We start from the raw sequence: 25,833 nt of genomic DNA, 5'->3' as shown, positions 1-25,833 counted from the left end.
CCTGCGCGCTACGGCGCACAGGGGGCGGGAAGGAACTCAGTGAGCGCCGTCCACCACCTTGGAGCCGCGCGGAATGCGCACGGACTCGACCATGTGCTGGATGTGCTCTGGCGGCTCCTTGGTGACCTTGTCCACCAAGAATGCGACCAAGAAGTTCACAGCAGCGCCCACGGCACCAAACGCTTCCGGCGTGATGCCAAAGAAGCTGTTCGGGCCACCAATGGCGCCCACAAAGTCGGTGCCTTTGATGAAGAAGATGCCCTTGTGCGCAAACACGTAGAACAGCGTCACCAGCAAACCAGCCAGCATGCCGGCCATGGCGCCTTCTTTGTTCATCTTCTTGGAGAAGATGCCCATCATGATGGCGGGGAACAGCGATGAGGCCGCGATACCAAAGGCCAGCGCCACCGTACCGGCAGCAAAGCCCGGCGGATTCAAGCCCAGGTAGCCCGAGATCACGATGGCCACGGCCATGGCGATCTTGCCTGCCAGCAACTCGTTCTTCTCGCTGATGTTGGGGTTGAACACACCCTTCACCAGGTCGTGGGACACGGCAGACGAAATCGCCATCAGCAGACCCGCCGCAGTGGACAGCGCTGCCGCCAGACCACCCGCCGCCACCAGCGCAATCACCCAGTTGGGCAGCAGCGCGATTTCGGGGTTGGCCATCACGATGATGTCGGCGTTGACCGTCAGCTCGTTGCCCTTCCAGCCGGCAGCATCCATCTTGGCCTTGGCGGCGGCGTTGCCGGTCTTGTCGTTGTAGTACTGGATACGGCCATCAGCGTTCTTGTCTTCGAACTTCAGCAGGCCGGTCTTTTCCCAACGCTTCATCCAGTCCGGACGCTGCTCGTACTGAAGGCTGGCTTCAGGTGCGTACAGATCGGTACCGGGCTTGACGGCGGTGTTGACGGTGGCGTGCAGATTCAGCTTGGCCATGGCACCCACGGCAGGCGCGGTGGTGTACAGGATGGCGATGAAGACCAGCGACCAGCCGGCGGACGAACGTGCGTCCTTCACCGAGGGCACGGTGAAGAATCGCATGATGACGTGCGGCAGACCGGCGGTACCGATCATCAGCGACAGCGTGTACATGAACATGTTCAGCGTGCTGCCAGCGGTGGTGGTGGTGTACTTGCCAAAGCCCAGATCGGTCACGACCGAGTCGAGTTTGGCCAGCAGGGTCATGTCCGAGCCGATGAAGTCACCGCCCAGGCCCAGTTGTGGCAAGGGGTTGCCAGTGAGCTGCAGCGAGATGAAGATGGCCGGAATGGTGTAGGCAAAAATCAGCACGATGTACTGCGCCACCTGGGTGTAGGTGATGCCCTTCATGCCACCAAACACCGCGTACAGGAACACGATGGCCTGGCCGATGTAGATGCCGGTGTCGCTGGACACGTTCAGGAAGCGCGAGAACGCGACGCCCACACCCGTCATCTGGCCGATGATGTAGGTGGTCGAAGCGGTCAGCAGGCAGATCACGGCCAGCGTCGAGGCGGACTTCGAATAGAAGCGGTCGCCAATGAACTGGGGCACGGTGAATTTGCCGAACTTGCGCAGGTAGGGTGCCAGCAGCATGGCCAGCAGCACGTAGCCGCCGGTCCAGCCCATCAGGAACAGGCCGCCGCCGTAACCCATGTTGGCGATCAGGCCAGCCATGGAGATGAAGGACGCGGCCGACATCCAGTCGGCGGCTGTGGCCATGCCGTTCATCTTGGGGCCGACTTGGCCGCCGGCCGCGTAGAACTCGCTGGTGGAGCCTGCGCGTGCCCAGATCGCGATGCCGATGTAGAGCGCAAAACTGGCGCCCACAACGAGGTAGATGGTGGTTTGCAAATCCATGGTTCAGTCCTCGTGCACGTCAAACTGACGGTCGATGTCGCCCATCTTCTTTGCGTAATAAAAAATCAGCGCAATGAAGACGTAGATGGAGCCCTGGTGGGCAAACCAGAATCCCAGTGGGTAGCCGCCGAGCTTGATGTTGTTGAGCACATCGGCAAACAAGATGCCGGCGCCAAACGACACCAAGAACCAGATGACCATGATTTTGGTCAAGAGGCCCAGCGTGGCTTTCCAGTAGGCCTGACTGTTTGAGTCATCCTTCATGAAGTCTCCTCGTTTTAGGTGGAAATACAGCGGCGAACCGCTGCGCCAAAAACCCGGTTCCGCTTGTCTCGGCACCGTGGTCGAGCGGACTGTCGGGGCGCTTGCTTACAGTTAACTGATCAAACCTGACGAGCTTGACAATCAATTCACAAATTCAGGGTAAACACCGAGACCCTCATCCGGACGGCCCGGAATCAGCCGTGGCGATGGGCCCAGTTGAGCACGCGTTGGTGGAGTTGCTCCACCCCGTCGGTGAGTGCCGCCGGCCCTGGTTGCAGGATGTCGGCGGATTTGATTTCAAACAGTTGGCCATCGCGCACCGCCGGCACGCCCGCCCAGCCCGCACGGGCGACCACCTTTTCGGGGCGGAATTTTTTGCCGCACCACGAGCCGATGATGATGTCGGGCGCGCGGTCAACGATGTGCTGGCCGTCGGCAATGATCCGATCCTTGCCGAGTGGCTGCACAGCAAGTTCAGGAAAACAGTCGTCGCCGCCGGCCAGGGTCAACAACTCGGACACCCAGCGGATGGCGCTGATGTGGGGTTCGTCCCATTCCTCGAAATAAATGCGCGGGCGCCTGGGCAAGGCCGTTGCGGCGGCGGCAATGGCGTCCAGCCGGGCTCGCATGGCAGCCAGCCGTGCCAAGCCTTGCTCGGCCTGCCCCACCATGGCAGCTACCTGATATAGAACCGAAAAAATCTCGTCCACGCTGCGCTGGTTGAACACCGTGACCTGCACACCGTGCCGGACCAGGGCCGACGCAATGTCGGCCTGCAGGTCGGAGAAGCCCAACACGCAGTCGGGCTCCAGCGCCAGAATCTTGTCGATCTTGGCGCTGAGGAAGGCCGAGACCTTGGGTTTCTCTTCGCGCGCGCGGCGCGGCCGCACGGTGTAGCCCGAGATGCCGACGATGCGGGCCTCCTGCCCCAGCAGGTAGAGCCACTCGGTGGTTTCTTCGGTGAGGCAAACGATGCGCTGCGGCCCGGGGTGTGCCGGGTCAAACGGCTTCCTTGCCGAGGGCGGCGTCACTTCGGTGCCCACTTCAGGCCCGCGTAGAACGTGCGGCCCGCCGTGGCGTACCCGCGTATGGTCTGGTGGTCCTTGCCACCCACGTTGTCCACACGCAGCAGCAACGACCAATCCTGGCCCAAGGGCCGGCTGGCATGCACATTCACCAGCCCGTAGCCGCCCAGGCGCTCTGTGTTGGCCACATCGCTGTAGCGCTGGCCCGACAGCTTCCACTCCGCACCCCATTGCCAGGCACCGCTGCGGGTGTCGGCACTCAGGCTGGCGTGGCGCTGGGCGCGGCGCACCAGGCGTTTGCCTGTGTCGAGGTTGCGCGGGTTCTGTAGGTCCAGCGAGGCGCTGAGATTGAAATCGCCCACGCGGCGCGCCGCCTGCAGCGTGACACCGCTGAAGCGTGCACGCGCGGTGTTGGCGTAGCAGCCGGCCCAGTCGCCCAGGCCGTTGGCGCACGGGCCGGGGCCAGACACGTAGTCGATCAAGTCAGACACCGTGTTGCGGTAGGCCACCACGCCATAACGCGTGTTCTGGTGGGCGTAGCGCAGGCCGGCCTCCAGGTTGCGCCCGGATTCCGGTTTGAGATGGGGCACGCCATAGACGCTGAAGCGCTGGAACAGCGTGGGCGCGCGAAACGAGGTGCCCGCCGAGGCCGTGGCGCGCCAGCCGGGCGCAAAGCCATAGGCGTAGGCGGCACTGCCCGTGGTCTTGTTGCCAAACTCGCTGTCCTTGTCGTGGCGGGCGTTGAGCTGCAAGGCGTGCGCCCCGGCATTCCAGCCATAGCCCAGCGCCAGCGCGTCCTGATGGCGGCCTGAAATGGTGGGCGTGGTGCTGCTGTTGTCCAACTCGTCTTCACGGCGCTCCAGCGCGGCGGTGAACACCTGTGCGCCCAGGCGCCATTCGTTGTGGAACAGGTGACTGGTGATGTCGGTCGCGGTGAGGAAGCTGAAGGGCAGGCTGTCGTAGCGGTCGCGGCTGCGGCTGCTGCTCACGCGCGTCTGGTAACTGTCGGACCAACGCGCCGTCCAGTTCAAACCCAGGGTGCTGAGGTCGTGCACGCTGCGGTCGTCCACGTCGGGCATGTAGCCGTCGTATTGGCTGTTCACATGGCTGGTCAGGGCCGTGGCTTCCAGCCGGTGGCGCGCGTCCACCTGCCAGCCCAGGCGTGCCGATGCCGAGCGGTTGCGGTGACCGTCCTTGTCGGGGTTGGCGCCGGGTTGGGAATCGAAGCCACTGGCGCGTTCGCCCGCCAGCGACAAGGCGTAGTCCACCGTGCCGTTGCCGCCGCTGAGGCCCAGCTGGACGCTGGCCAAACCGTGGCTGCCCACGCCCAGCGAGGCAGTGGGTGCAAAACCGGCCTCGCCCTTGCGGGTGAACAGTTGCAACACGCCGCCCACGGCATCGGAGCCGTACACGGCGGCGGCCGGGCCACGCACCAGCTCGATGCGGTCGATCTGCGCGAGTGGCACCGCGTTCCAGGTGACACCGCCGGTGGACTGCGAATCCACCCGCACGCCGTCGATGAAGACGGCGGTGAAACGCGGGTCGGCCCCGCGCACAAACACGCCCGTGACCGATGCCTGGCCGCCGGTGCGGGCCAGCTCGACGCCGGGCAGGCGCGCCAGCACGTCGGCCAGGCCCACGGCGCCGCTGCGCTCAATGGCTTCGCGATCGACCACGGTGACATCGGCCACCACATCCATCAGGGGTTGGGCCACGCGCGTGGCGGTGACCACGGTTTCGCGCAGTTGCGCGATTTGTTGCTGTGCATGGGCGGAGCTGGTGGGCCAAACCAGGGTCAAGGCCAGGGGCAGCGCGGCAAGGGGGGCGCCGGGGGTGCGGGAACGCATGGGGTTGTCCATCGATCAAGGTGTCCTCACCGCCTTCCCCGACGGTGCCTGGACGTCAAGGCGGCGCACACCTGGGCGCGCACCACCACCTTGTTGGCCGGTATCCGGGCTGGCGGAGCGATTCCCCTCGCCTTCCCAGGGGCCGTGTGGACCACCAGTGGCGTTGAAGGAAACGGAGGCGTGGCCGCTGTGCGAAGCCACTTTCTCGTCCGCTTACCGTTGCGGGGGCAGCGCTGGTTAGACACCACCTGTGCAGGTGGCCATCCCCCAGCTTCCCGTTGAACTGCGGCATGTGAGCCACACCGCGAGCACCAACGCTACCGATTGTAGTCACGTGGTCCGGGCGCGGCGCCTACAATGGCGGCGACATGGCTGCCACCCACCCCATCGATCAGATTGCCGAGCGCGTCGAGCGCTTGCTGCTGCGACACGAGGAACTGCGCCGCACCAACGCCTTGCTGGCCGAACAGGTGCGTACGCTGACCCAGGAACGTGACGCCCTCAAGGGGCGGCTGGGCGCGGCGCGCCAGCGCATCGATCTGCTGATCCAACGCCTGCCAACGCCCGGTGTGAAAGACGAAGCATGAGCAAACCCGGCCTGAAACAGATCGAGGTTCAGATCATGGGCAACAGCTATTTGCTGGCCTGCCCAGACGGTGGCGAGGCGACGTTGCTCGATGCGGTGGAAAAGGTCGATGCGGCGATGTGCCGCATCCGCGACGCGGGCAAGGTCAAGGCACGTGACCGTATTGCGGTCTTGGCGTCGCTGAACATCGCTTTTGAGCTGTCGCAGAAAGAGGCGCTGGCGTTCAACGCGTCTTCCTTCGGCCACACGGAAGACCCGGCGCAATCGGATGCACAGGCGACAGAATCGACCGCCGTGGAAGCGCGTCTGATGCAATTGGTGCGTCGCCTCGACCAAGCCCTGGAAAACGACGGCCAACTGCTTTGATGCGGCCCGACTGGCCTACAATGTCAATTGTCTGCGGCGCGTGCCGGGCTTTATATTTCCTTGAACCAATGCTCATTGAGCCCGGGCTTGGTACATTGCATGGTGGGTGTGAGCGTCTCGCGTCAGACGAACCCGAAGCCCTGCTGCCCTCGCCCACCTGAACCCCGGTTCAGGATGCCGGTCCGGTGGCACCGCAGACACCCTCTTTTTCCGGTTGAGCGTTCGGCATGGTGAGTTGAGCGTGCGTGTGCTCAACATCACCTCCCTTCACCCCATGCTCCTGGACCCCATCCTCATCGTCGAATTGGCCGTGCTTGGCCTGTGCACCGGTTTTCTGGCCGGTCTGTTGGGCATAGGGGGCGGCATGATCATGGTGCCCTTCATCACCTTCATCATGGGTTCGCGTGGTGTGGCGCCCGAGTTGTCGGTCAAGATGGCCATTGCCACCTCCATGGCCACCATCATCTTCACATCGGTCTCCAGTGTGCGCGCCCACCACAAACGCGGAGCCGTGCGCTGGGACATCGTCAAGGGCCTGGCACCGGGCATTGTGCTGGGCGCCATGGTGGCGAGCCTGGGCGTGTTCGCGGTGCTCAAAGGCGCCTGGCTGGCGCTGCTGTTTGCGGCCTTTGTCGGCTTTTCCGGCACCCAGATGCTGCTGGACAAAAAGCCGGCGCCCACCCGGGGGCTGCCGGGCACGGGCGGCCTGGTGGGCGCAGGTGGCGTGATCGGCTTTCTCTCGGGCCTGGTGGGTGCGGGCGGCGGTTTTGTCAGCGTGCCGTTCATGACTTGGTGCAACGTGGCCATCCACAACGCGGTGGCCACCAGCGCCGCGCTGGGTTTCCCGATTGCCGTGGCCAACGTGGCAGGCTATGTGGTGGCCGGGGCTTCGGTTCAGGGGCTGCCCGCCGGGTCACTGGGCTACATCTTCCTGCCGGCACTCGCCGTCATTGCCACGGCCAGCGTGCTGACCGCCCCGCTGGGCGCCAAGGCGGCCCACGCCTTGCCTGTCAAACAGCTCAAGCGCGCGTTTGCCGCGGTGCTCTATGTGCTGGCGGCCTACATGCTCTACAAAGGCTTGAGCATGTGAGCGTGGGAGCGGCGCCGTCTCACCTCAGTGGGCGGCGTGCTCAGTGGGCGTGGCGCATGCCGCAGAACTTGCCCAGCGCCAGTCCCTTGCAGGCCACTTGAAGCGCCTTGGCGCATTCATCGGGGTTGCGGCCAGATTGCAGGCACTGTGCCGCCGCGCTGTGGGCCGCAGCCATCTGCTTGTGGCGCTCGATGTCCTCCTGGACCTCTTTGCTGCTGTGCTGGGCCCACGCGCCCGTGCTGAAGAACAACAGGGCGGCGCATGCGATGAGAGTGCTGGGTTTCATGGTTCAGTCGGGACGCACGTGCTGGGCAAACACGCGCAGAAATTTGTCAAGTTTGGGGGCCACCACAAAGGCGCAATAGCCCTGATTGGGGTGCTGAAGAAAATAGTCTTGGTGGTACGCCTCTGCCGCGCTGTAGTGGGCCACAGGCGCCAGTTCCGTGACCACCTCTGTGGCGTTCGGCAGATCCGCCATCACTTCGCGGGCCAACGCCACCTGGGCCGGGTCGTGCCAATAGATGCCGCTGCGGTACTGGGTGCCCACGTCGTTGCCCTGCCGATTCAATGAGGTGGGGTCGTGTATGCCAAAAAAGATGACCAGCAGATCGCGCAACCCAATCTGTGCGGGGTCAAACACCAGCTTCACCACCTCCACAAAACCGGTCTGCCCGGTGCAGACCTGTTCGTAAGTGGGTGGGTGCAACTCGGCCCGCCCATTGCAATAGCCCGACTCCACGTCGAGCACGCCCGCTACCCGGTCGAACACGGCCTCCAGGCACCAGAAGCAGCCGCCGCCCAGGGTGATGGTTTCAGTGCGTGTGGTCATGTGCTCATTTCAGAATGCATAAACACCGATCGTAGCCGCCACCACAACGGCGGCCGTGGCCAAGGGTCAATCGCACATTGTGGAGCGATTCACCCACAAATTTGACTATTTTTGCGGATCATCGCAAGGCCGTGGTTGTAGAGTCTCGCCATCAAAAACCAACAGGGAATTTATTGTGGGCATCCAACGCTACGTCGCCGAATTCATCGGCACTTTTTGGCTTGTGCTGGGCGGTTGTGGCAGCGCCGTGCTGGCCGCGGCCTTTCCTGAGGTGGGCATCGGCTTGCTGGGCGTGTCGCTCGCCTTCGGCCTGACGGTGTTGACCATGGCGTTTGCCATCGGGCACATCTCGGGTTGCCACCTCAACCCGGCGGTGTCGGTCGGTCTCTGGATCGGTGGTCGTTTTGAAGGGCGCGACCTGCTGCCCTACGTGATGGCGCAGGTGCTGGGCGCCATCGCCGCCGCAGGCGTGCTGTTTGTGGTCGCGAGCGGTCAACCTGGTTTTGCCATCGACCCCGCAGCCGCAGGCGCCTTTGCCACCAACGGTTTTGGCACACACTCCCCCGGCGGCTACAGCCTGGTGTCGGCGCTGGTGATCGAGGTCGTGCTCACCGCGTTGTTCTTGTTCGTCATCCTGGGTGCCACCGACAACCGCGCTCCCGACGGACTGGCCCCTATCGCCATCGGTCTGTGCCTCACGCTCATCCACCTGATCAGCATCCCGGTCACCAACACCTCGGTCAACCCGGCGCGCAGCACGGGCATGGCGCTGTTTGTGGGTGGTGTGGCCGTGCAGCAGTTGTGGCTGTTCTGGGTGGCGCCGGTGGTGGGCGCACTGCTCGGCGCACTCAGCTACCGCTGGGTGGGCCAGCGCTGAAGACGCGTCTGCCAGGCGCCCGTACACACCCCTTTGCAGACAGCACCGCATGGGGTGTTGTTTTCTGCGAAAAACACGGGCTCCCAGAGGGAGAATTTGCATCAAATCGGGCGCGCACCGCTTCAAAACCCCTCACTTCTCCATTAGCATGGTCCGACCACGCAGAAAGCGCGTTTTCCGCTGGTCTTGGAACCACTTCTAGAAGGACATTCAACCATGGCAACTGCAAAAAAAGCGCCCGCCAAAGCGGCGGCTCCAGCGAAGAAGGCCGCTGCGCCTGCGGCCAAAAAAGCCGCTCCGGCGAAAAAGGCTGCACCTGCGGCCAAAAAAGCTGCAGCACCCGCCGCTAAAAAGGCGGCTCCGGCCAAAAAGGCCGCTGCACCTGCCAAGAAGCGCACCCCCAACGCCGCCTTCATGAAAGCCATGACGCCCAGCGCTTCGCTGGCCGCCATCGTAGGCGCCACCCCGCTGCCGCGCACCGAAGTCACCAAGAAGGTGTGGGAATACATCAAGAAGAACAAACTGCAAGATGCGGTCAACAAGCGCATGATCAACGCCGACGCCAAGCTGAAGGAAATCTTCAAGAAGGCCCAGGCGTCCATGTTCGAAATGACCAAGATGATCAACGAACACCTGAAGTGACCCCTGCCCGGGACGCTGTGCAACAGCCCCTGGTGCAGACAAACAAAAGCCGGCAGATGCCGGCTTTTTTCATGGGCTGCGGGCCTGCGGCTCAACGCGCGGCTTTTTGTGCCGCCTCGCGGATGGCCGTGAGGGTGCCACGGGTGGTGATGACCTCTGGGTCCAGCGGCACCTCAATCACGGTGCCTGTGGGCGCTGCCAAGGCGCGCAACAAAGCGTCTTTGAACGCGGCCGTGTGGGTGACACGTTCTGCCGCATAGCCATAGGCTCGCGCCAGCGCACAAAAATCGGGGTTGGCCAGAGACGAGCCAGCCACACGCGCTGGGTAGTGTTTTTCCTGGTGCATGCGAATGGTGCCGTACATGCCGTTGTTGAGCAGCAGCACGATGGTCTTGGCGCCATGCTGGGCGGCCGTCGCCAGCTCCTGACCGTTCATGAGAAAGTCGCCGTCCCCGGCGATGGTGAACACCGTGCGGTGGGGCTGGACAATGGCGGCGCCCACGCCAGCCGGCACGCCGTAGCCCATGGCCCCGTTGGTGGGCGCCAGTTGTGTTTTGTGGCCCCGGGCCAGCCCACGGTAGCGGTAGAAGCGGTGCAGCCAGCTGGCAAAGTTGCCGGCACCATTGGTGAGGATGGCGTCCGTCGGCAGGTGTTCGAACAAGGTCGCCATGAGGGCCGGCATGTCGATGTCACCGGGCAGCACCACACCGCCGTTGGCTGGGGCGATGTTGTCGCGGTAGTCGCGGTTGCAGGCCTGGGTCCAGGCCTCCCAGGCCACCTGCGGCGGCGCATCCAGCACCTCCAGCGCGCGTGCGGCCGCGTTCATGGTGGCGCAAATCGCCAGATCGGCCTGGTAGACGCGGTTGAGCTCCTCGGCGCTGGCGTGCACATGCACCAGCTTTTGCACCGGGCGCGGCGCCTCGATCAGGGTATAGCTGCCGGTGGTGGCCTCGCCCAGGCGGGGGCCCAACACCAGCAACAGGTCGCTGGTGCGCACGCGCGCGGCCAGCGCCGGGTTGATGCCCAGTCCGATGTCGCCGGCATACAGCGGGTGGTCGTTGTCGAAGGTGTCCTGAAAACGGAACGCGTTGGCCACAGGCAAGCGCCAGGCCTCGGCAAAACGCTGCAGGGCCTGCGCCGATTGGGGCGTCCAGCCACCGCCACCGGCAATCACCAACGGCCGTTGTGCCTTCATGAGCATTTCGCGGAGGGCGCGCAGCGACCCCGGATCGGCCCAGGCTTGCACGGGTTCCACACGCGGCAGGGCCTGCGCGGTGACGGTCTGCGTCAACATGTCCTCGGGCAGCACCAGCACCACAGGACCGGGGCGCCCGTTCATGGCAGTGGCAAAGGCGCGGGCGATGTACTCGGGGATGCGGCGCGCATCGTCAATGCGCTCCACCCGTTTGGCCATGGGCCCAAAGAAGCGGGCGAAGTCCACCTCCTGAAAGGCCTCGCGGTCTCTGCAATCGCTGGCCACATCACCCACCAGCAACACCATCGGAGTGGAGTCTTGGAAGGCCGTGTGCAGGCCGATGGACGCGTTGGTGGCACCCGGACCCCGCGTCACAAAACACACACCGGGGCGCCCGCTGAGTTTGCCGTGGGCCTCGGCCATGAAGGCGGCTCCACCCTCCTGCCGGCAGATCACAAACTGGATCTTGTCGGCGTGGTGGTGGAAACCGTCCAGCACAGCGAGGTAGCTTTCGCCTGGTACGCCAAAGGCATGGGTGACGCCCTGGGCAAGAAGGCATTCAACGAGGAGGTGGCCGGCAAGGGTTTGGGTCATGGCGTGATTGTGCCCCGACCGCGCCCTGCCCCACTTCTCCCTGTCCCGCGTCTCATGCGAGCCCTTTTCAAGCCTGCCGGGTGCGCTGCCCCACGCCCACCGCCGCCACCACCGAGAGCATCAGGGTGATGGCTGCCCCCACCAGCGTGGCAGCGTACCAGCCCCGGTCCATCACCACACCAAACACCACCGGCGCAATCGCAAAGCCAACGTCCAGCCCAGAGTAGACGGTGCCATACACACGGCCCGTGGCCCCCTTGGGCGTGGCCTTGCGAATCATCATGTCGCGGCTGGGGCCACCAATGCCGACGGCAAAGCCGGTCAAGGCCAGCACCACCATGGTGCCGGTGCCACCCAGCCACGCGGTGGCGCACACCAACATCAAGACCGCGCCGCAGCCCATGGACCAAGCCACCACACGTTCGCTGTGCGCGGACCGGGCGGCCACAAAACCACCCACCATCATGCCCAGCGCACTGCACAACATGTACGAGGTGACCGTGAGCGTGGCGGCCTCCAGACTGATGCCGTGAACCGCCTTGAGAATCGACGCCGAGTAGTTCTGCACCACGGCCAATGTCATGGTGGAGAGCAGGAAAAAGGCAAAACACCACCACACCACAGGCAACTTCATGAAGGCCAGGTCGCTGTGTTTGGGGGCATCGGCATGCCGCACCACCACCTCGGTGCGCAGCAGGTCGCGTTTCCAGTACAACACGCTCAGCACCACCACATAGAGCACAGCGGCCGAAAGGTAAGCGGTCTCGCGGTCGTGCAGGGAGGAAATGCCCACCAGGAACACCGGCGCCAAGGCCCAGCCCAGGCTGCCTGTGAGGCCGTGCACGCTGAAGGCATGCCCCAGCCGGGGCGTGGACACACGCTGGTTGAGGATGGTGAAGTCGCAGGGGTGGAAAGGTGCATTGCCCATGCCCGCCAGCACCACCACCAGCAACAAGCCGCCGTACCCGGTGGCTTGCGAGGCCACCAGCGATGCCAACAGGAACAGCCCGATGGCGCCAAACAACACCGGGCGTGCGCCCAGGCGGTCCACCACAAAACCAGACAAGGCCTGGCCCATGCCGGAGATGACAAAAAACACCGTCATGAGAAAACCCACATCGGCGTAGCTCAGCCCGAAGTCGCGCATGAACATGGGGAACAGCGGCGGCAACAGCAGGTGGGTGAAGTGCGAGCAGGCGTGCGCCAACCCAACCAGCCCCATGACGGCGGCGTCTTGCCTGAGGGGCACGGGGGCGATGTCGGCGCTTGAAAGGGTGGCAGTGTTCATGGCTGGCATGGTAGGCTGCCACCGGGAGTCTGTCTGCCGACAAATCGTCAACTTGTAGCGAATTACCGTCAAGAGCACACCCATCCACATCCCATTGCCGACATGCGCCGCACCAAGACCCCCATCGCTATCACGGTGGACGACACCGAGCCCTTCGCCCCCACGCCGCAGCGTCCCCTGCGCACGCGTCTGCGTGACCTGCCTCAAGACACCCACTTCGAGCCCCATCGGCACGAATGGGCCCAACTGGCCTGTTGCGCCAGTGGGCTGCTGCAGGTCGCGGTGCGCGCCGCAGGCCACGGAGGCAGCGAACAAGACATCTCGGTGGTGGTGCCACCGCAACGTGCGGTGTGGATTCCGCCTGGCGCCTTGCACTCCGTCATGGTGGTGGAAGCCGCGCAGTCGCGCACGGTCTACCTGCACGCCAGCCTGTTCCAGGCGGGCTGGGAACAGGTGCGGGTGCTCGCGGTGACGCCCCTGCTGCACGCGCTGATCGACGCGCAGGACCACGCCAGCTACCGCGAGCACGCCGATGAACAAGCAGCGCTGACCACCTTGGTGCGGCACGAGCTGACGCACGCCACCTGCCTGCCGGTGGGGGTGCCCATGCCCCCCGCCGGGCGAGGCGACCGGCGGTTGCGCGCCTTGTGCGACGAACTGCTGGCGCAACCGAACACCTTTGCCACCCTGGCCCAGTGGGCCGCCGCCCACGGCGCGAGCGAGCGCACCATGGCGCGGCTGTTTCGGGCCGAACTGGGCATGAGTTTTCACCACTGGCGCCAGCAGGCGGTGCTGGCGCGGGCGCTGCCAAGGCTGGCCCAAGGCACGCCGGTGGCCCAGGTGGCAGCCGACAGCGGCTACGCCAGCGAAAGCGCGTTCAGCGCCATGTTCAAGGCCTGCATGGGCACCTCGCCACGGCACTTCCGGCCGGCCGGCCACAAAACCCAGGAAGGCACAATAGCGGCATGAACATCGTGATTTTGGACGACTACCAAGACGCCGTCCGCAAGCTGGCCTGTGCCGAGAAACTTGAACCCTACCCCGCCAAGGTCTACACCAACACGGTCAAGGGTGTGGGCCAGTTGTCGGTACGCCTGCGCGACGCCGACGTGCTGGTGCTGAACCGCGAACGCACCATCATTTCCCGCCAGTTGGTTGAAAAACTGCCTCGGCTCAAACTGATCGCACAAACCGGCCGCGTGGGCGCCCACATCGACGTGGCGGCCTGCACCGAAAAGGGCGTGGCTGTGGCCGAAGGCGTGGGTTCGCCGGTGGCGCCGGCCGAGCTGACCTGGGCCCTGGTGATGGCCGCTATGCGCCGCCTGCCCCACTACATCTCCAGCCTCAAACACGGCGGCTGGCAGCAGTCGGGGCTCAAGGCGGCCTCGATGCCACCGAACTTTGGTCTGGGGCAGGTGCTCAAGGGCAAGGTGCTGGGCGTGTGGAGCTATGGGCGCATTGGCCAGTTGGTCGCAGGCTATGGCCGCGCATTTGGCATGCGGGTGCAGGTGTGGGGCAGCGAAGCGGCCAGGCAACGTGCCCTGCAGGATGGCTTTGACGTGGCCACCACCAAAGAGGCCTTTTTCGAAAGCTGCGACGTGCTGAGCCTGCACCTGCGACTGGCCGAAAGCACCACAGGCTGCGTGACGCTCGAAGACCTGGCCCGCATGAAGCCCACTGCCGTGCTGGTCAACACCTCGCGCGCCGAGCTGATCGAACCCGATGCCTTGCTGGGCGCACTCAACCGGGGGCGCCCAGGCATGGCGGCAGTGGATGTGTTCGAGTCCGAGCCCATCCTGCAAGGGCACGCGCTGCTGCGCCTGGAAAACTGCATCTGCACCCCACACATCGGCTACGTGGAGCAGGAGAGCTATGAACTCTATTTTTCAGCCGCCTTCGACAACGTGGTGAACTTCATCAAAGGCACCCCCACCAACATCGTCAACCCGGGCGCGTTGCAGGTCAGGCGCTGAACCAGCCGCCTCAGGTTTTGGCAGGCGGCTGGCCGCCCTTGTCTTCTTCCTCGATGGCAAACAGGTCGAAATCCAGCATGGGCAGCTCGCGGCCCTGTGATTCGTCGGTGGGCACCGGCGCCTCGGCGGGCGCAGGGATGTCGTGGTCGGGGGTGAAGGACAGGTCCAGATCCAGCCCACCGTCAGACTCGACCGGCGCTGGCGCTGGCGCAGGTACAGGCGCAGCGACAGCGACCACCGCAACAGCGGCAGGGGCCACCCAGGAGGCCACCGCCTCCGGCGCGGGGCCAGGCGTGCGCAAGTCGGTGTCGCCCAACAAGGTGTGCGCCACGCTGTAGAGCAACAGCGCATCTTCAAAGGCCTGCAGGCTGTGCTTCTCCAGCAAACCGGTACCGGGCGGCGCCAGCACGGTGTTGCGCAGCAAGCCCAGCACCTGCTCGTCGGGCCAGAACCGCGTGAGCACATCGATGAACTTGGACTGCGTGTCCAGCCCAGCCACACCCGGCGTGTAGCAGGTGACATCGGGTGCCTGGGCACCAAACGCCAGCTCAAAACGACGCGCCAGCTCGCGCAGGCGCTCGGTGTCGCCCTGCGCCTGCGCGTGTTGCATCATCAGCAGGTAGGGCAACTCGCACGACGAGGGGTGCTCCTCAACAAACTGTTCCAGCACCAAGGTGGCCTCAGTGTTTTGTTGCAGCGATTCGAAAAACTCCACTTGCTGCACCAGGTCCAGCAACGCTTCCAGCGACACCGGCGCATCCTCTGTGAACGCGGCGAACGAGGACTCGGTGGCCTCATTCACATGCAAGGCCGCCATGGCGTTGTCGTCCACCTCAGGGAATGCCACGGCAGCCGCCTGCGTGACGGGCGCGGCAGGCGCTGCGGCCAACGTCGGTGCGCTGGGCGTGCTGGCGGGCAGCGAGGCCACGCCGCCGCTGTCCTGCACCGATTGCCACCAGGGCAGATCGCCCTGCCCCTGCGTGGCGCGCTGCCGCTTGCGTTCGGTCAACAACCAGGCCAGCGCCGCACCTGCCAGCACCAGCGCCGCCGCCAGTGCGTACAACAACGACTTGGGCGCACGCTCATCGCGCTCGGCCTGAATCTGAGCGGTGAGTGCGGCCATGCTGGCTTGCAGCCCGGCCTGATGCTCGCGCAAGGCCTTCAATTCGGCTTCCATCGAGGCCAAACGGCGGGCGTCTTCGGCGGCCTTGTCAGGCGGCGTGTTCAAGGCGGCCCACAACTCGGCCGCGGCTTTGCGATCTGCCTCGGTGCCGGTCAGCGGGCCCTGCAACTCGGTGTTGAGTTTGAGACCTGGGTTCTGACCGGGCGACAAGTCCACAGGATCGAGTTTGAGCCGTGACCCTGCTGGCGCTGGCGCAGGTGCCACGGGCGCCGCTGCCGCCGCTTTGGGCGCGGCCGGTGCCGCAGCCACCTGCTTGGCAGCGACAGGCTTGGGGCGCGCAGGAGGGCGTGCCGCAGGTTTGGGGCGGGGTGGGCTGGCGGCAGCCTGTGGTGCAGGTGGCGGCGTCTGCCTTACAGGTGGCGACGGGCGCACCGGGTTGGCGGCGAGCGGTGCAGGATCGGCCAAAACAGCGCCAGGGCTGGACGGTGCCAGTGGTGGCAAGCTGGGCAGCTGCGCGGGCGCACCCGTCCGTGGCGACAACACCACCAGCGGTGGCGACGCCACGGCGGGCGGCGGCGCCAATGCCGGGTCCAGATCGGCCAGCAAGGTGTACTTGCGGCTGTAGCGATCTGCGGCGCAACCGGTTTGCAGCAACACACTGACCACGGGCTCGTTGACCGGCACACTGCTGCGCACGCGTATGAGGGCCCCATCGCCCGCAGCCTGTACGCTCAGGGACACACTGCTGGCGGGCAAGACGCTGTCACCGTACTGCACTTCGGCCAACAGGCAACCGGCGGATTCGATGTCGGCCAGCGGCGCGCTCGACCGCACGGATATGTCCAGCGGGCGACCAATGACGGCCTGCCCCGATGAGCCACCCAAGGACAATGCGGCACTGTGCAGTGAGGTCGAGAGCACAATACCGCCCAGCGCATACTTGAGCATCAGGCGTTCCTTGGTTTCCATGGGCGTTGTTCGGTGTACGGAAACATTTTGTCATAACCAATTAACGATTGAGGCAGGGTCAGAGCAATGAGTCTCCAATTTGAAACAGTAGGGGTGGTGGGCACGGGCGCCATGGGTCGCGGAATTGCGCAAATTGCCGCGCAGGCCGGCAGCCAGGTGTGGCTGTTTGACGCTGGTGCAGGCGCTGCCGAGAAGGCCGCTGCGGCCTTGGGCGAACAGTGGGACAAACTGGCCGCCAAAGGCAAGCTCACAGCCGAAGCGGTGGCGCAACTCAAGGGCCGTTTGTCCATCGCCACTGAACTGACTCAACTCGCGCCTTGCCAGATGGTGGTGGAAGCCGTGGTGGAACGCCTGGACGTGAAGCGCCAGATTTTTGGCGACCTCGAAGGCATTGTTGGCCCCGACGCGGTGCTGGCCACCAACACCTCCTCGCTGTCGGTGACGGCCATTGCCGCACAACTGAAGCGCCCCCAGCGTCTGGCCGGTTACCACTTTTTTAACCCCGTGCCGCTGATGCGTGTGGTTGAGGTCATTGCAGGCCTCAAGACCGACGCTGCCGTGTGCGAGCAGCTCAGCGCCTACGCACGCGCCATGGGCCACACGCCCGTGCTGGCGCAAGACACCCCGGGCTTCATCGTCAACCACGCAGGCCGGGGCTATGGCACCGAGGCCTTGCGCGTGGTGGGCGAAAACGTGGCCGACTTCGCCACCATCGACCGCATCCTCAAAGACCAGATGGGCTTTCGCCTGGGCCCCTTCGAGCTGATGGACCTCACGGCACTCGACGTCTCGCACCCGGTGATGGAGTCCATCTACCACCAGTACTACGAAGAGGCGCGCTACCGCCCCAGCGTGATCACCGCCCAGCGCCTGGCCGGCGGTGTGGTGGGCAAGAAGGTGGGCGAAGGCTTCTACAAATACGCCGATGGCGTGGCACAAATGCCGCCCGAGCCACCCGTGCCCCAGGTGGCCGAACTGCCACCCGTGTGGGTGCCGGCCAAGGCCGCGCGCCGCCCCGAGCTGTACCAGTTGCTCAAGGACCTGGGTGCACGGATCGAAACCGGGCAACAGCCGAGCGAACAGGCGCTGATTCTGGTGGCGCCGCTGGGCATGGACGTGACCACCATCGCCGCCGTGGAGCGCCTCGACGCCACCCGCACCGTGGGCATCGACATGATGCTGGAAGACGCCGCCACCAAGCGCCGTGTGCTGGCCACCAACCCCGCCACCCGCCCCGACATGCGCGACGCCGCGCACGCCCTATTTGCCAAAGACGGCAAGGCTGTGAGCGTGGTGCGCGACAGCGGCGGCTTTGTCACCCAGCGCGTGGTGGCCACCATCGTCAACATCGCCGCCGACATCTGCCAGCAGGCCATCTGCAGCCCCAAGGACCTGGAAACCGCCGTCACCCTGGGCCTGGGCTACCCCATGGGCCCGCTGGCCATGGGCGACCGCGTGGGCCCCACCAACGTGCTCGAAATCCTGTTCAACCTGCAGACCGTGTACGGCGACCAACGCTACCGCCCCAGCCCCTGGCTGCGCCGGCGTGGCGCGCTGGGCCTAAGCCTCATGCACGAAGAGGGCTGAGCGGTGGCCGCATCGCTCCAAAGCCACAGCGTCGGCGCCACCATGGTGCTGACCATCAGCAACCCGGAGCACCGCAACGCGCTGGGCCCCGACATCTACACCGCCGGCATCGAGGCCTTCAATGCCGCCGACAGCAACCCCGAGGTGCGCAGCATCGTGCTCACCGGCGAAGGGGCGCACTTCTGCGCTGGTGGGCAATTGCAGCGGCTCAAGGACAACCGTCAGAAGCCGCCGGAGTTCCAGGCGCGTGGCATGGACGAAGGCCTGCACAGCTGGATTGAGGCCATCCACGCCTGCTCCAAGCCGGTGATCGCGGCGGTGGAAGGCGCTTGTGCCGGCGCTGGCTTCTCGGTGGCGCTGGCCTGCGACATGGTGGTGGCCGCCGACAACGCGGTGTTTGTGATGGCCTACAGCAACGTGGGCCTGTCGCCCGACGGCGGTGGCAGCTGGGCGTTGGCGCGGCAGTTGCCGCGCGCCACCGTCATGCAATTGCTGATGCTGGGCGAACGCATGAGCGCGCCCCGCCTGCATGCACTGGGTCTGGTCAACGAGGTCACGGCACCCACCGCCAGCGTGAACGCCGCGCTGGCGCTTGCTGAGCGGCTCAATGCACGCGCGCCCAATGTGCTGGCCAGCCTCAAGGAGCTGGTCAACGACGCACCCAACCAGGCGCTGCACGCACAACTGAGCGCCGAGCGCGATCACTTTGTGCGCAACCTGCACCATGCCAATGGCGGCGAGGGCATTGGCGCCTTTCTTGAAAAGCGCGAACCCCGGTACCGCTGAGTCGAACCGCCGGGGTCGCTCGCGCGACAAACCCGGCTTATCCAGTCACTGAAAAGACAGCCCATGGACGAACCGATTCTGACAATGGACGAACGAGAGGCGATCAACAGCGGTCGCTGGTTTTCCAACCTCTCGCCCTCCCTGAGACACGACATTCTTCGATGCGCCCACGTCAAACGCTTCAAGGACGGCGACCTGATCGTCGCCCGCGGCGAACCGCCCACCGAGTGGACCGCGGTGGCCAAGGGCGCGGTGCGGGTGAGTTCCACCTCCTTGTCGGGCAAGCAGATCACACTGACCTATGTAGAACCCGGCGTGTGGTTTGGCGATGTGGCCATGTTCGACGGCGACCGGCGCACCCACGATGCCTACGCACACGGTGCCACCACGCTGCTGTGCGTGTCGCGCACCGATTTCCAGAAAATACTGGCCCAGCACGTGGAACTGTACGAGGCCTTGATGCGGCTGCAGGCGCGGCGCATCCGCACGCTGTTCGGTCTGGTCGAAGACCTCAACACCCTGCCCTTGCGTGCGCGGCTGGCCAAGCAGTTGCTGCACCTGGCACGCAGCTACGGCGTGCCCTGCCTGAACGACAACAACGAGGTCCGCATCGGTCTGCAGTTGGCGCAGGAAGAGTTGGCGCAACTGCTGGGTGCTTCGCGCCAGCGGGTCAACCAGGAACTCAAATCCATGGAGCGCGAAGACGCCATCCGCATCGAACCCGGTGGCCTGGTGCTGCGCGACCGGCCAATGCTGATGCGCATCGCCGAAGCCGAAAACTGATCTTTTTTCCGGAGTCCACCGCGACATGAGTGCCACTGAAGATTTCACCGGCACCCGTGCCGTGGCCGACCAACACGCCTTTGATGTGCCCGCGCTGGAGCGCTGGCTGCTGGCCCACCTGCCCGGTTTCGCCGGCCCGCTGCAGGTCGAGATGTTCAAGGGCGGCCAGTCCAACCCCACCTACAAGCTGCTCACGCCTGGCCGTGCCTACGTGATGCGCGCTAAACCCGGCCCGGTGGCCAAGTTGCTGCCCTCGGCCCACGCCATCGAACGGGAGTTCAAAGTCATGAGCGGCCTGCGCGGCACCGGCGTGCCGGTGGCGCAGATGTTTGTGTTGTGCGAGGACGAGTCGGTCATCGGACGCGCCTTTTATGTGATGGAATTCGTGCAAGGCCGTGTGTTGTGGGACCAGTCCCTGCCCGGTTTCAGCCCTGCCGAGCGACGCGACATCTACCTCGAAATGAACCGTGTGATGGCCGCGCTGCACACGGTGGATGTGGCCGCCGCCGGGTTGAGCACCTATGGCAAACCCGGCAACTACTTCGAGCGCCAGATTGGCCGCTGGACCAAACAGTACCAGGCCAGCGCCGACGGCGCCGGCCCGCTGACCCAGCCCATCCCAGAGATGGAACAGCTCATCGAGTGGCTGCCCGCCCACATCCCGGCGATGGCGCGCCGCGAAGACCTGGTGTCGGTGGTGCACGGCGACTACCGGCTCGACAACCTCATGTTCCACCCCAGCGAGCCGCGTGTGCTGGCCGTGCTGGACTGGGAACTGTCCACCCTGGGCCACCCCTTTGCCGACTTCAGCTACCACTGCATGTCGTGGCACATCCCGCCGGGGCTGTTCCGTGGCATCGGTGGGCTGGATCTGGCGGCGCTCGGCATACCCTCCGAAGACGAATACATCGCCCTGTACTGCCAGCGCACCGGCCTGGCCACGCCCGAGCAGTTGCGGGCCGACTGGAACTTCTACCTGGCCTACAACATGTTCCGCCTCGCCGCCATCTTGCAAGGCATCGCCAAGCGTGCCGAATCCGGCACCGCCTCCAGCGCACAGGCCCGCAAGTCGGCCGAGGGCGCTCGCCCCATGGCCGAAATGGCCTGGCGCTTCGCCCAGCAGCACGGTTGAACCCCTTTCCCCACCCTAGGACTCCCCATGGATTTCGACTACACCCCCAAAGTCAAGGACATGCAAGCCCGCCTGCTGGCTTTCATGGACGAGCACATCTACCCCAACGAGGCGCGTTTTTTTGAAGAAATTGCAGCCAACCGCGCCAAGGGCAATGCCTGGGTGCCCACCACCCTGATCGAAGAGCTCAAACCGAAGGCGCGTGCCGCCGGCTTGTGGAACCTCTTTTTGCCACGCTCACCACGCGCACCCGAAGGCCTGTCCAACCTGGAATACGCGCCCCTGTGCGAAATCATGGGTCGTGTGCCGTTTGCCGCCGAGGTGTTCAACTGCTCGGCGCCGGACACTGGGAACATGGAGACACTGGAACGCTACGCCAGCGAAGCCATCAAGGACCAATGGCTGGAGCCGCTGCTGCGCGGCGAGATCCGCTCTGCTTTCCTGATGACCGAGCCCGAGGTGGCCTCTTCAGACGCCACCAACATCCAGTGCAGCATCCGCCGGGACGGCGACCACTACGTCATCAACGGTCGCAAGTGGTGGTCCTCCGGCGCGGGTGATCCGCGTTGCGCGGTCTACATCGTGATGGGCAAGACCGACCCCGAGGCGCCCCGCCATTCGCAGCAGTCCATGGTCGTGGTGCCGTCCAACACCCCGGGCATCACGGTGCTACGGCCGCTGTCGGTGTTCGGCTACGACGACGCGCCACACGGCCACATGGAAGTGTTGCTCAAGGACGTGCGCGTGCCGGTGACCAACCTGCTGCTCGGGGAAGGTCGTGGCTTTGAGATCGCCCAGGGCCGCCTCGGCCCGGGCCGCATCCACCACTGCATGCGCACCATAGGCGCGGCCGAGCGCGCGCTGGAGCTGATGTGCAAACGCCTCAACAGCCGTGTGGCATTTGGCAAGCCCATTTCGGCCCAATCGGTGTGGCATGAACGCATTGCAGAGGCGCGCTGCATGATCGAACAGGCGCGCCTGCTCACACTCAAGGCCGCCTACATGATGGACACCGTGGGCAACAAGGTGGCCAAGGCCGAGATCGCGATGATCAAGGTGGTGGCCCCCAACATGGCTTGCCAGATCATCGACTGGGCCATCCAGGCGCACGGCGCAGCCGGCGTCAGCGACGACTTCTCGCTCGCCTACAGCTATGCCCACCAACGCACCCTGCGCCTGGCCGACGGCCCGGACGAGGTGCACCGCCAGTCCCTGGCCAAGCTGGAGCTGGCCAAACAACTCGCTCTGAAAAGCGAGGTGGACATGCCGGTGACGCGCGGCTGCTGAACGCCCGGCGCCCGAAAACAAAAACGGCCCCGATCGGGGCCGTTTTTGTTGCTGGAAGCAGATCAGTTGCGGGTCTGATCGACCAGCTTGTTCTTGGCAATCCAGGGCATCATGGCGCGCAACTGGGCACCCACCACTTCGATGCTGTGGTCGGCCGTGTTGCGGCGGCGGGCCGTCATCGACGGATAGTTCAGGCGGCCTTCCTGGATGAACATCTTGGCGTAGTCGCCGTTCTGGATGCGCTTGAGCGCATTGCGCATGGCCTTGCGCGACTCTTCGTTGATCACCTCGGGGCCGGTCACATACTCGCCAAACTCCGCGTTGTTGGAGATCGAGTAGTTCATGTTGGCGATGCCACCTTCGTAGATCAGGTCCACGATCAGCTTCAGCTCATGCAGGCATTCGAAGTAGGCCATCTCGGGTGCGTAGCCAGCTTCGGTCAGGGTTTCGTAACCCATCTTGATCAGCTCGACCGCACCACCACACAAAACAGCCTGTTCACCGAACAGGTCGGTCTCGGTCTCTTCCTTGAAGTTGGTCTCGATGATGCCGGCCTTGCCACCACCGTTGGCCATGGCGTAGCTCAGGGCCAGATCACGGGCCTTGCCGCTCTTGTCCTGGTGCACGGCCACCAGGTGGGGCACGCCGCCACCCTGGGTGTAGGTGTTGCGCACGGTGTGGCCGGGTGCCTTGGGAGCCACCATCCACACGTCCAGATCGGCGCGTGGCACAACCTGGTTGTAGTGCACGTTGAAGCCGTGGGCGAAGGCCAGCGAAGCGCCTTGCTTGATGTTGGGCGCGACGTTGTTGGTGTACACCTCGGCGATCTGCTCGTCAGGCAGCAGGATCATGACCACATCTGCGGCCTTGACGGCGTCGTTGACTTCCATCACGGTCAGGCCGGCTTTGCCGACCTTGTCCCACGAGGCACCGCCCTTGCGCAGGCCGACCACGACCTTGACGCCGCTGTCGTTGAGGTTTTGTGCGTGGGCGTGGCCTTGCGAGCCGTAGCCGATGATGGCCACGGTCTTGCCTTTGATCAGGCTCAGGTCACAGTCTTTGTCGTAGAAAACTTTCATGGGGTTGCTCCGGTTGAAATTGTGAAAAACCAGCAATGGTAGCGGGTGAAGAAGAAGGGGTCAGACGCGCAGGATGCGTTCGCCACGGCCAATGCCACTGGCGCCGGTGCGAACCGTCTCCAAAATGGCGCTGCGTTCTATGGCTTGCAGGAAGGCGTCGTTCTTGGCCTGGTCGCCGGTGAGTTCGATGGTGTAGCTCTTGTCGGTCACGTCGATGATGCGGCCACGGAAGATGTCGGCCATGCGCTTCATCTCCTCGCGCTCCTTGCCCACCGCGCGCACCTTCACCATCATGAGCTCGCGCTCGGTGTACGAGCCCTCGGTCAGATCGACCACCTTGACCACTTCGATGAGGCGGTTGAGGTGTTTGGTGATCTGCTCGATGACGTCGTCCGACCCGGTGGTCTGGATGGTCATGCGCGACAAGGACGGGTCTTCCGTCGGTGCCACAGTCAACGATTCGATGTTGTAGCCCCGGGCCGAGAACAGGCCCACCACGCGGGACAGGGCGCCGGCTTCGTTCTCGATGAGAACGGCAATGATGTGTTTCATGTGTTGATTCCTCTTTTCTGCGCCCTCCCCCGCTGCCGGTAAACAGCGGGCTTGGCGACAAATAGATTCGTCTGGGGGAAGTTCAGCGTTGGGCGTTGAGCGTTTGGCGTGAACCCACGCTCAACGCACCACGCCTGACGCTCAACCGCTTACAGGTCTTCGGAACCCAGCAGCATCTCGGTGATGCCTTTGCCGGCCTGAACCATGGGGAAAACGTTTTCGGTCGGATCGGTGCGGAAGTCGATGAACACCGTGCGATCCTTCAGGCGGCGCGCCTCGCGCAACGCACCTTCCACGTCTTCGGGGCGCTCGATCAGCAGGCCCACATGGCCATAGGCCTCGGCCAACTTCACGAAATTGGGCAGCGCGTCCATGTAGCTGTGGCTGTAGCGGCCGGAGTACTCGATCTCCTGCCACTGACGCACCATGCCCAGGTAACGGTTGTTGAGCGACAGCACCTTGATGGGGGTGTTGTACTGCAGGCAGGTGGACAGTTCCTGGATGCACATCTGCACCGAGCCTTCACCCGTGACGCAGAAGACTTCGCTCTCGGGCTTGGCCAGCTTGATGCCCATGGCGTACGGGATGCCCACGCCCATGGTGCCCAGGCCACCGGAGTTGATCCAGCGACGCGGTTCGTTGAACTTGTAGTACTGCGCCGCCCACATCTGGTGCTGGCCAACGTCGGACGTGATGTAGGCATCGGCGTCCTTGGTCATGTTCCACAGGGTCTCGATCACCATCTGCGGCTTGATCACGTCCTTGTTGCCGCGGTCGTACTTCATGCAGTCGCGCGCACGCCAGCCTTCGATGGTGTCCCACCAGGCCGACAAGGCTTTCTCGTCCGGTCGGGTGGTGCTCTCGCGCACCATGTTGATCAGCTCGGTCAACACATCTTTCACGTCGCCAACGATGGGCACGTCCACCTTGACGCGCTTGGAAATGCTGGACGGGTCGATGTCGATGTGGATGATCTTGCGATCGACCGATGCGAAGTGTTTGGGGTTGCCAATCACTCGGTCGTCAAAACGTGCACCCACGGCCAGCAGCACGTCGCAGTTTTGCATCGCGTTGTTGGCTTCGATGGTGCCGTGCATGCCCAGCATGCCCAGGAATTTTTTCTCGGTGGCGGGGTAGGCACCCAAACCCATCAGGGTGTTGGTGACTGGATAACCCAGCATATCCACCAGGGTGCGCAACTCTTGCACCGCGTTGCCCAGCAGCACGCCGCCGCCGGTGTAGATGTAGGGGCGCTTGGCATTGAGCAGCAGCTGCAGCGCCTTGCGAATTTGCCCACCGTGGCCCTTGCGCACCGGGTTGTAGGAGCGCATTTCCACCTTCTCGGGGTAGCCGTGGTAGGGCACCTTGTTGAAGGACACATCCTTGGGGATGTCCACCACCACCGGGCCGGGGCGGCCACTGCGGGCGATATGGAACGCTTTTTTCATCACCATGGCCATGTCACGCGCGTCCTTCACCAGGAAGTTGTGCTTGACGATGGGGCGGGTGATGCCGACGGTGTCGCACTCCTGGAAGGCATCCAGGCCAATGGCCGCAGTCGGCACCTGACCGCTGATGATGACCATGGGAATGCTGTCCATGTAGGCCGTGGCAATGCCGGTGACCGCGTTGGTCAGGCCGGGGCCGGAGGTGACCAGCGCCACGCCCACATCACCGGTGGCGCGGGCATAGCCGTCGGCAGCGTGCACGGCCGCCTGTTCGTGGCGCACCAGCACGTGCTGAATGGTGTCTTGTTTGTAGAAAGCGTCGTAGATGTGCAGCACCGCACCACCGGGGTAGCCCCAGATGTACTGGACGTTCTCGGCCTGCAGGGCCTTGACGAGGATTTCCGCTCCGCGGAGTTCTTGGGAATCGGCTGCGCCGGCAGCGGCGGCCGAGGCCATTTCGGCCTTGTTGATTTCCATGATGAACCTTTCGAGAATTTCTCTGACGAAATACCTTGGGTGCCCCTTGGCCCACTCTTGTGAAGCGGCTTCGGGACTTGAGGCCAACGCCATGGGCGGTAACGTAAACCGCGCGACGAAGACCCGTTTGCCTTTTGACTTGCAGCGCGCATTATCGCACTGCAGCAAGCTGCCACAAAAATCAATCCATAA

General features: G+C 64.4%; 24 protein-coding genes, 1 other RNA gene and 1 riboswitch. Of the genes, 13 read left to right on the top strand and 12 right to left on the bottom strand.

The features are described 5' to 3' along the window. Nucleotides 1-36: 36 nt before the first annotated feature. The 4 genes from ACFQU0_RS06660 to ACFQU0_RS06645 all read right to left on the bottom strand — a co-directional run bounded on the left by ACFQU0_RS06660 (nucleotide 37) and on the right by ACFQU0_RS06645 (nucleotide 4,978). A complete protein-coding gene (locus ACFQU0_RS06660; RefSeq protein WP_382199388.1) occupies nucleotides 37-1,842 on the bottom strand; it encodes a sodium:solute symporter family protein in 1,806 nt (601 codons plus the stop codon). Nucleotides 1,843-1,845: 3 nt separating this feature from the next. After that, on the bottom strand, nucleotides 1,846-2,106 hold the full coding sequence (locus tag ACFQU0_RS06655; RefSeq protein WP_382199387.1) for a DUF4212 domain-containing protein: 261 nt from the start codon (nucleotides 2,104-2,106) through the stop codon (nucleotides 1,846-1,848). A gap of 194 nt (nucleotides 2,107-2,300) precedes the next feature. After that, nucleotides 2,301-3,149 (bottom strand): ABC transporter substrate-binding protein, encoded by an 849-nt coding sequence (locus tag ACFQU0_RS06650; protein WP_382199386.1) that lies wholly within the window; start codon nucleotides 3,147-3,149, stop codon nucleotides 2,301-2,303. Further along, the gene (locus tag ACFQU0_RS06645; RefSeq protein WP_382199385.1) at nucleotides 3,134-4,978 is read right to left on the bottom strand and encodes a TonB-dependent receptor domain-containing protein; all 1,845 of its coding nucleotides are present in this window, start codon (nucleotides 4,976-4,978) and stop codon (nucleotides 3,134-3,136) included. Before ACFQU0_RS06645 ends, ACFQU0_RS06650 begins: the two co-directional genes overlap by 16 nt. A gap of 78 nt (nucleotides 4,979-5,056) precedes the next feature. Next, nucleotides 5,057-5,309: riboswitch (cobalamin riboswitch) on the bottom strand. Between the two features lie 37 nt (nucleotides 5,310-5,346). On the opposite strand from ACFQU0_RS06645, the gene ACFQU0_RS06640 reads away from it, so the two are divergent. The 4 genes from ACFQU0_RS06640 (at nucleotide 5,347) to ACFQU0_RS06625 (ending at nucleotide 7,020) form a co-directional block, all read left to right on the top strand. Next, on the top strand, nucleotides 5,347-5,565 hold the full coding sequence (locus ACFQU0_RS06640) for a DUF904 domain-containing protein (RefSeq protein ID WP_382199384.1): 219 nt from the start codon (nucleotides 5,347-5,349) through the stop codon (nucleotides 5,563-5,565). Nucleotides 5,566-5,576: 11 nt separating this feature from the next. Then, nucleotides 5,577-5,930: a cell division protein ZapA gene (locus tag ACFQU0_RS06635; protein ID WP_382199436.1), complete on the top strand. Its 354-nt coding sequence runs from the start codon at nucleotides 5,577-5,579 to the stop codon at nucleotides 5,928-5,930. A 25-nt stretch (nucleotides 5,931-5,955) separates the two neighbouring features. Continuing rightward, nucleotides 5,956-6,134: non-coding RNA, 6S RNA (gene ssrS, locus ACFQU0_RS06630), on the top strand. 70 nt (nucleotides 6,135-6,204) lie between these two features. Further along, on the top strand, nucleotides 6,205-7,020 hold the full coding sequence (locus ACFQU0_RS06625; RefSeq protein WP_382199383.1) for a sulfite exporter TauE/SafE family protein: 816 nt from the start codon (nucleotides 6,205-6,207) through the stop codon (nucleotides 7,018-7,020). 40 nt (nucleotides 7,021-7,060) lie between these two features. Here ACFQU0_RS06625 and ACFQU0_RS06620 read toward each other — a convergent pair whose 3' ends face one another. Then, complete coding sequence (locus tag ACFQU0_RS06620) at nucleotides 7,061-7,306, bottom strand: hypothetical protein (RefSeq protein WP_382199382.1); 246 nt, start codon at nucleotides 7,304-7,306, stop codon at nucleotides 7,061-7,063. A gap of 3 nt (nucleotides 7,307-7,309) precedes the next feature. Beyond that, complete coding sequence (msrA, locus tag ACFQU0_RS06615) at nucleotides 7,310-7,849, bottom strand: peptide-methionine (S)-S-oxide reductase MsrA (protein WP_382199381.1); 540 nt, start codon at nucleotides 7,847-7,849, stop codon at nucleotides 7,310-7,312. A 181-nt stretch (nucleotides 7,850-8,030) separates the two neighbouring features. Here msrA and aqpZ point away from each other — a divergent pair, with 181 nt between their 5' ends. Both aqpZ and ACFQU0_RS06605 read left to right on the top strand, forming a co-directional pair. Next, nucleotides 8,031-8,726, top strand: a complete 696-nt coding sequence (gene aqpZ / locus ACFQU0_RS06610) for an aquaporin Z (protein WP_382199435.1) — start codon at nucleotides 8,031-8,033, stop codon at nucleotides 8,724-8,726. 216 nt (nucleotides 8,727-8,942) lie between these two features. Next, nucleotides 8,943-9,368, top strand: a complete 426-nt coding sequence (locus tag ACFQU0_RS06605; protein WP_382199380.1) for an SWIB/MDM2 domain-containing protein — start codon at nucleotides 8,943-8,945, stop codon at nucleotides 9,366-9,368. A gap of 91 nt (nucleotides 9,369-9,459) precedes the next feature. Here ACFQU0_RS06605 and ACFQU0_RS06600 read toward each other — a convergent pair whose 3' ends face one another. Both ACFQU0_RS06600 and ACFQU0_RS06595 read right to left on the bottom strand, forming a co-directional pair. Beyond that, complete coding sequence (locus ACFQU0_RS06600) at nucleotides 9,460-11,157, bottom strand: thiamine pyrophosphate-binding protein (RefSeq protein WP_382199379.1); 1,698 nt, start codon at nucleotides 11,155-11,157, stop codon at nucleotides 9,460-9,462. 67 nt (nucleotides 11,158-11,224) lie between these two features. Then, nucleotides 11,225-12,445, bottom strand: a complete 1,221-nt coding sequence (locus ACFQU0_RS06595; protein ID WP_382199378.1) for an MFS transporter — start codon at nucleotides 12,443-12,445, stop codon at nucleotides 11,225-11,227. A 102-nt stretch (nucleotides 12,446-12,547) separates the two neighbouring features. On the opposite strand from ACFQU0_RS06595, the gene ACFQU0_RS06590 reads away from it, so the two are divergent. Continuing rightward, on the top strand, nucleotides 12,548-13,414 hold the full coding sequence (locus ACFQU0_RS06590; protein ID WP_382199377.1) for an AraC family transcriptional regulator: 867 nt from the start codon (nucleotides 12,548-12,550) through the stop codon (nucleotides 13,412-13,414). After that, nucleotides 13,411-14,418: a D-2-hydroxyacid dehydrogenase family protein gene (locus ACFQU0_RS06585; protein WP_382199376.1), complete on the top strand. Its 1,008-nt coding sequence runs from the start codon at nucleotides 13,411-13,413 to the stop codon at nucleotides 14,416-14,418. The genes ACFQU0_RS06590 and ACFQU0_RS06585 overlap by 4 nt, the downstream gene beginning before the upstream one ends. 10 nt (nucleotides 14,419-14,428) lie before the next feature. On the opposite strand, the gene ACFQU0_RS06580 is transcribed toward ACFQU0_RS06585, so the two are convergent. Beyond that, nucleotides 14,429-16,510: a type IV pilus assembly protein FimV gene (locus tag ACFQU0_RS06580; protein ID WP_382199375.1), complete on the bottom strand. Its 2,082-nt coding sequence runs from the start codon at nucleotides 16,508-16,510 to the stop codon at nucleotides 14,429-14,431. A 66-nt stretch (nucleotides 16,511-16,576) separates the two neighbouring features. Between ACFQU0_RS06580 and ACFQU0_RS06575 the strand changes: the two genes are divergently transcribed. The 5 genes from ACFQU0_RS06575 to ACFQU0_RS06555 all read left to right on the top strand — a co-directional run bounded on the left by ACFQU0_RS06575 (nucleotide 16,577) and on the right by ACFQU0_RS06555 (nucleotide 22,085). Then, nucleotides 16,577-18,097: a 3-hydroxyacyl-CoA dehydrogenase gene (locus ACFQU0_RS06575; protein ID WP_382199374.1), complete on the top strand. Its 1,521-nt coding sequence runs from the start codon at nucleotides 16,577-16,579 to the stop codon at nucleotides 18,095-18,097. A 3-nt stretch (nucleotides 18,098-18,100) separates the two neighbouring features. After that, entirely contained in the window at nucleotides 18,101-18,883 is a 783-nt protein-coding gene (locus ACFQU0_RS06570) for an oxepin-CoA hydrolase, alternative type (protein WP_382199373.1), read from the top strand. Nucleotides 18,884-18,946: 63 nt separating this feature from the next. Continuing rightward, nucleotides 18,947-19,666 (top strand): Crp/Fnr family transcriptional regulator, encoded by a 720-nt coding sequence (locus ACFQU0_RS06565; protein WP_382199372.1) that lies wholly within the window; start codon nucleotides 18,947-18,949, stop codon nucleotides 19,664-19,666. A 25-nt stretch (nucleotides 19,667-19,691) separates the two neighbouring features. Next, complete coding sequence (locus ACFQU0_RS06560) at nucleotides 19,692-20,798, top strand: phosphotransferase (protein WP_382199371.1); 1,107 nt, start codon at nucleotides 19,692-19,694, stop codon at nucleotides 20,796-20,798. Between the two features lie 27 nt (nucleotides 20,799-20,825). Beyond that, entirely contained in the window at nucleotides 20,826-22,085 is a 1,260-nt protein-coding gene (locus ACFQU0_RS06555) for an acyl-CoA dehydrogenase family protein (RefSeq protein ID WP_382199370.1), read from the top strand. A 62-nt stretch (nucleotides 22,086-22,147) separates the two neighbouring features. On the opposite strand, the gene ilvC is transcribed toward ACFQU0_RS06555, so the two are convergent. The 3 genes from ilvC to ACFQU0_RS06540 form a co-directional block, all read right to left on the bottom strand. Next, nucleotides 22,148-23,164, bottom strand: a complete 1,017-nt coding sequence (ilvC, locus tag ACFQU0_RS06550) for a ketol-acid reductoisomerase (protein ID WP_382199369.1) — start codon at nucleotides 23,162-23,164, stop codon at nucleotides 22,148-22,150. 60 nt (nucleotides 23,165-23,224) lie between these two features. Further along, a complete protein-coding gene (gene ilvN, locus ACFQU0_RS06545; protein ID WP_382199368.1) occupies nucleotides 23,225-23,716 on the bottom strand; it encodes an acetolactate synthase small subunit in 492 nt (163 codons plus the stop codon). Between the two features lie 149 nt (nucleotides 23,717-23,865). After that, nucleotides 23,866-25,641, bottom strand: coding sequence for an acetolactate synthase 3 catalytic subunit (locus ACFQU0_RS06540; protein WP_382199367.1), 1,776 nt, complete (start codon nucleotides 25,639-25,641; stop codon nucleotides 23,866-23,868). Nucleotides 25,642-25,833: the final 192 nt, after the last annotated feature.

Origin of the sequence: Hydrogenophaga defluvii, from assembly GCF_042665235.1 — a bacterium.
Taxonomy (GTDB): Bacteria; Pseudomonadota; Gammaproteobacteria; order Burkholderiales; family Burkholderiaceae_C; genus Hydrogenophaga; species Hydrogenophaga defluvii_A.
The sequence above is the reverse complement of the archived record's forward strand: the minus strand, read 5'-3'. Positions and strand labels throughout refer to the sequence as shown.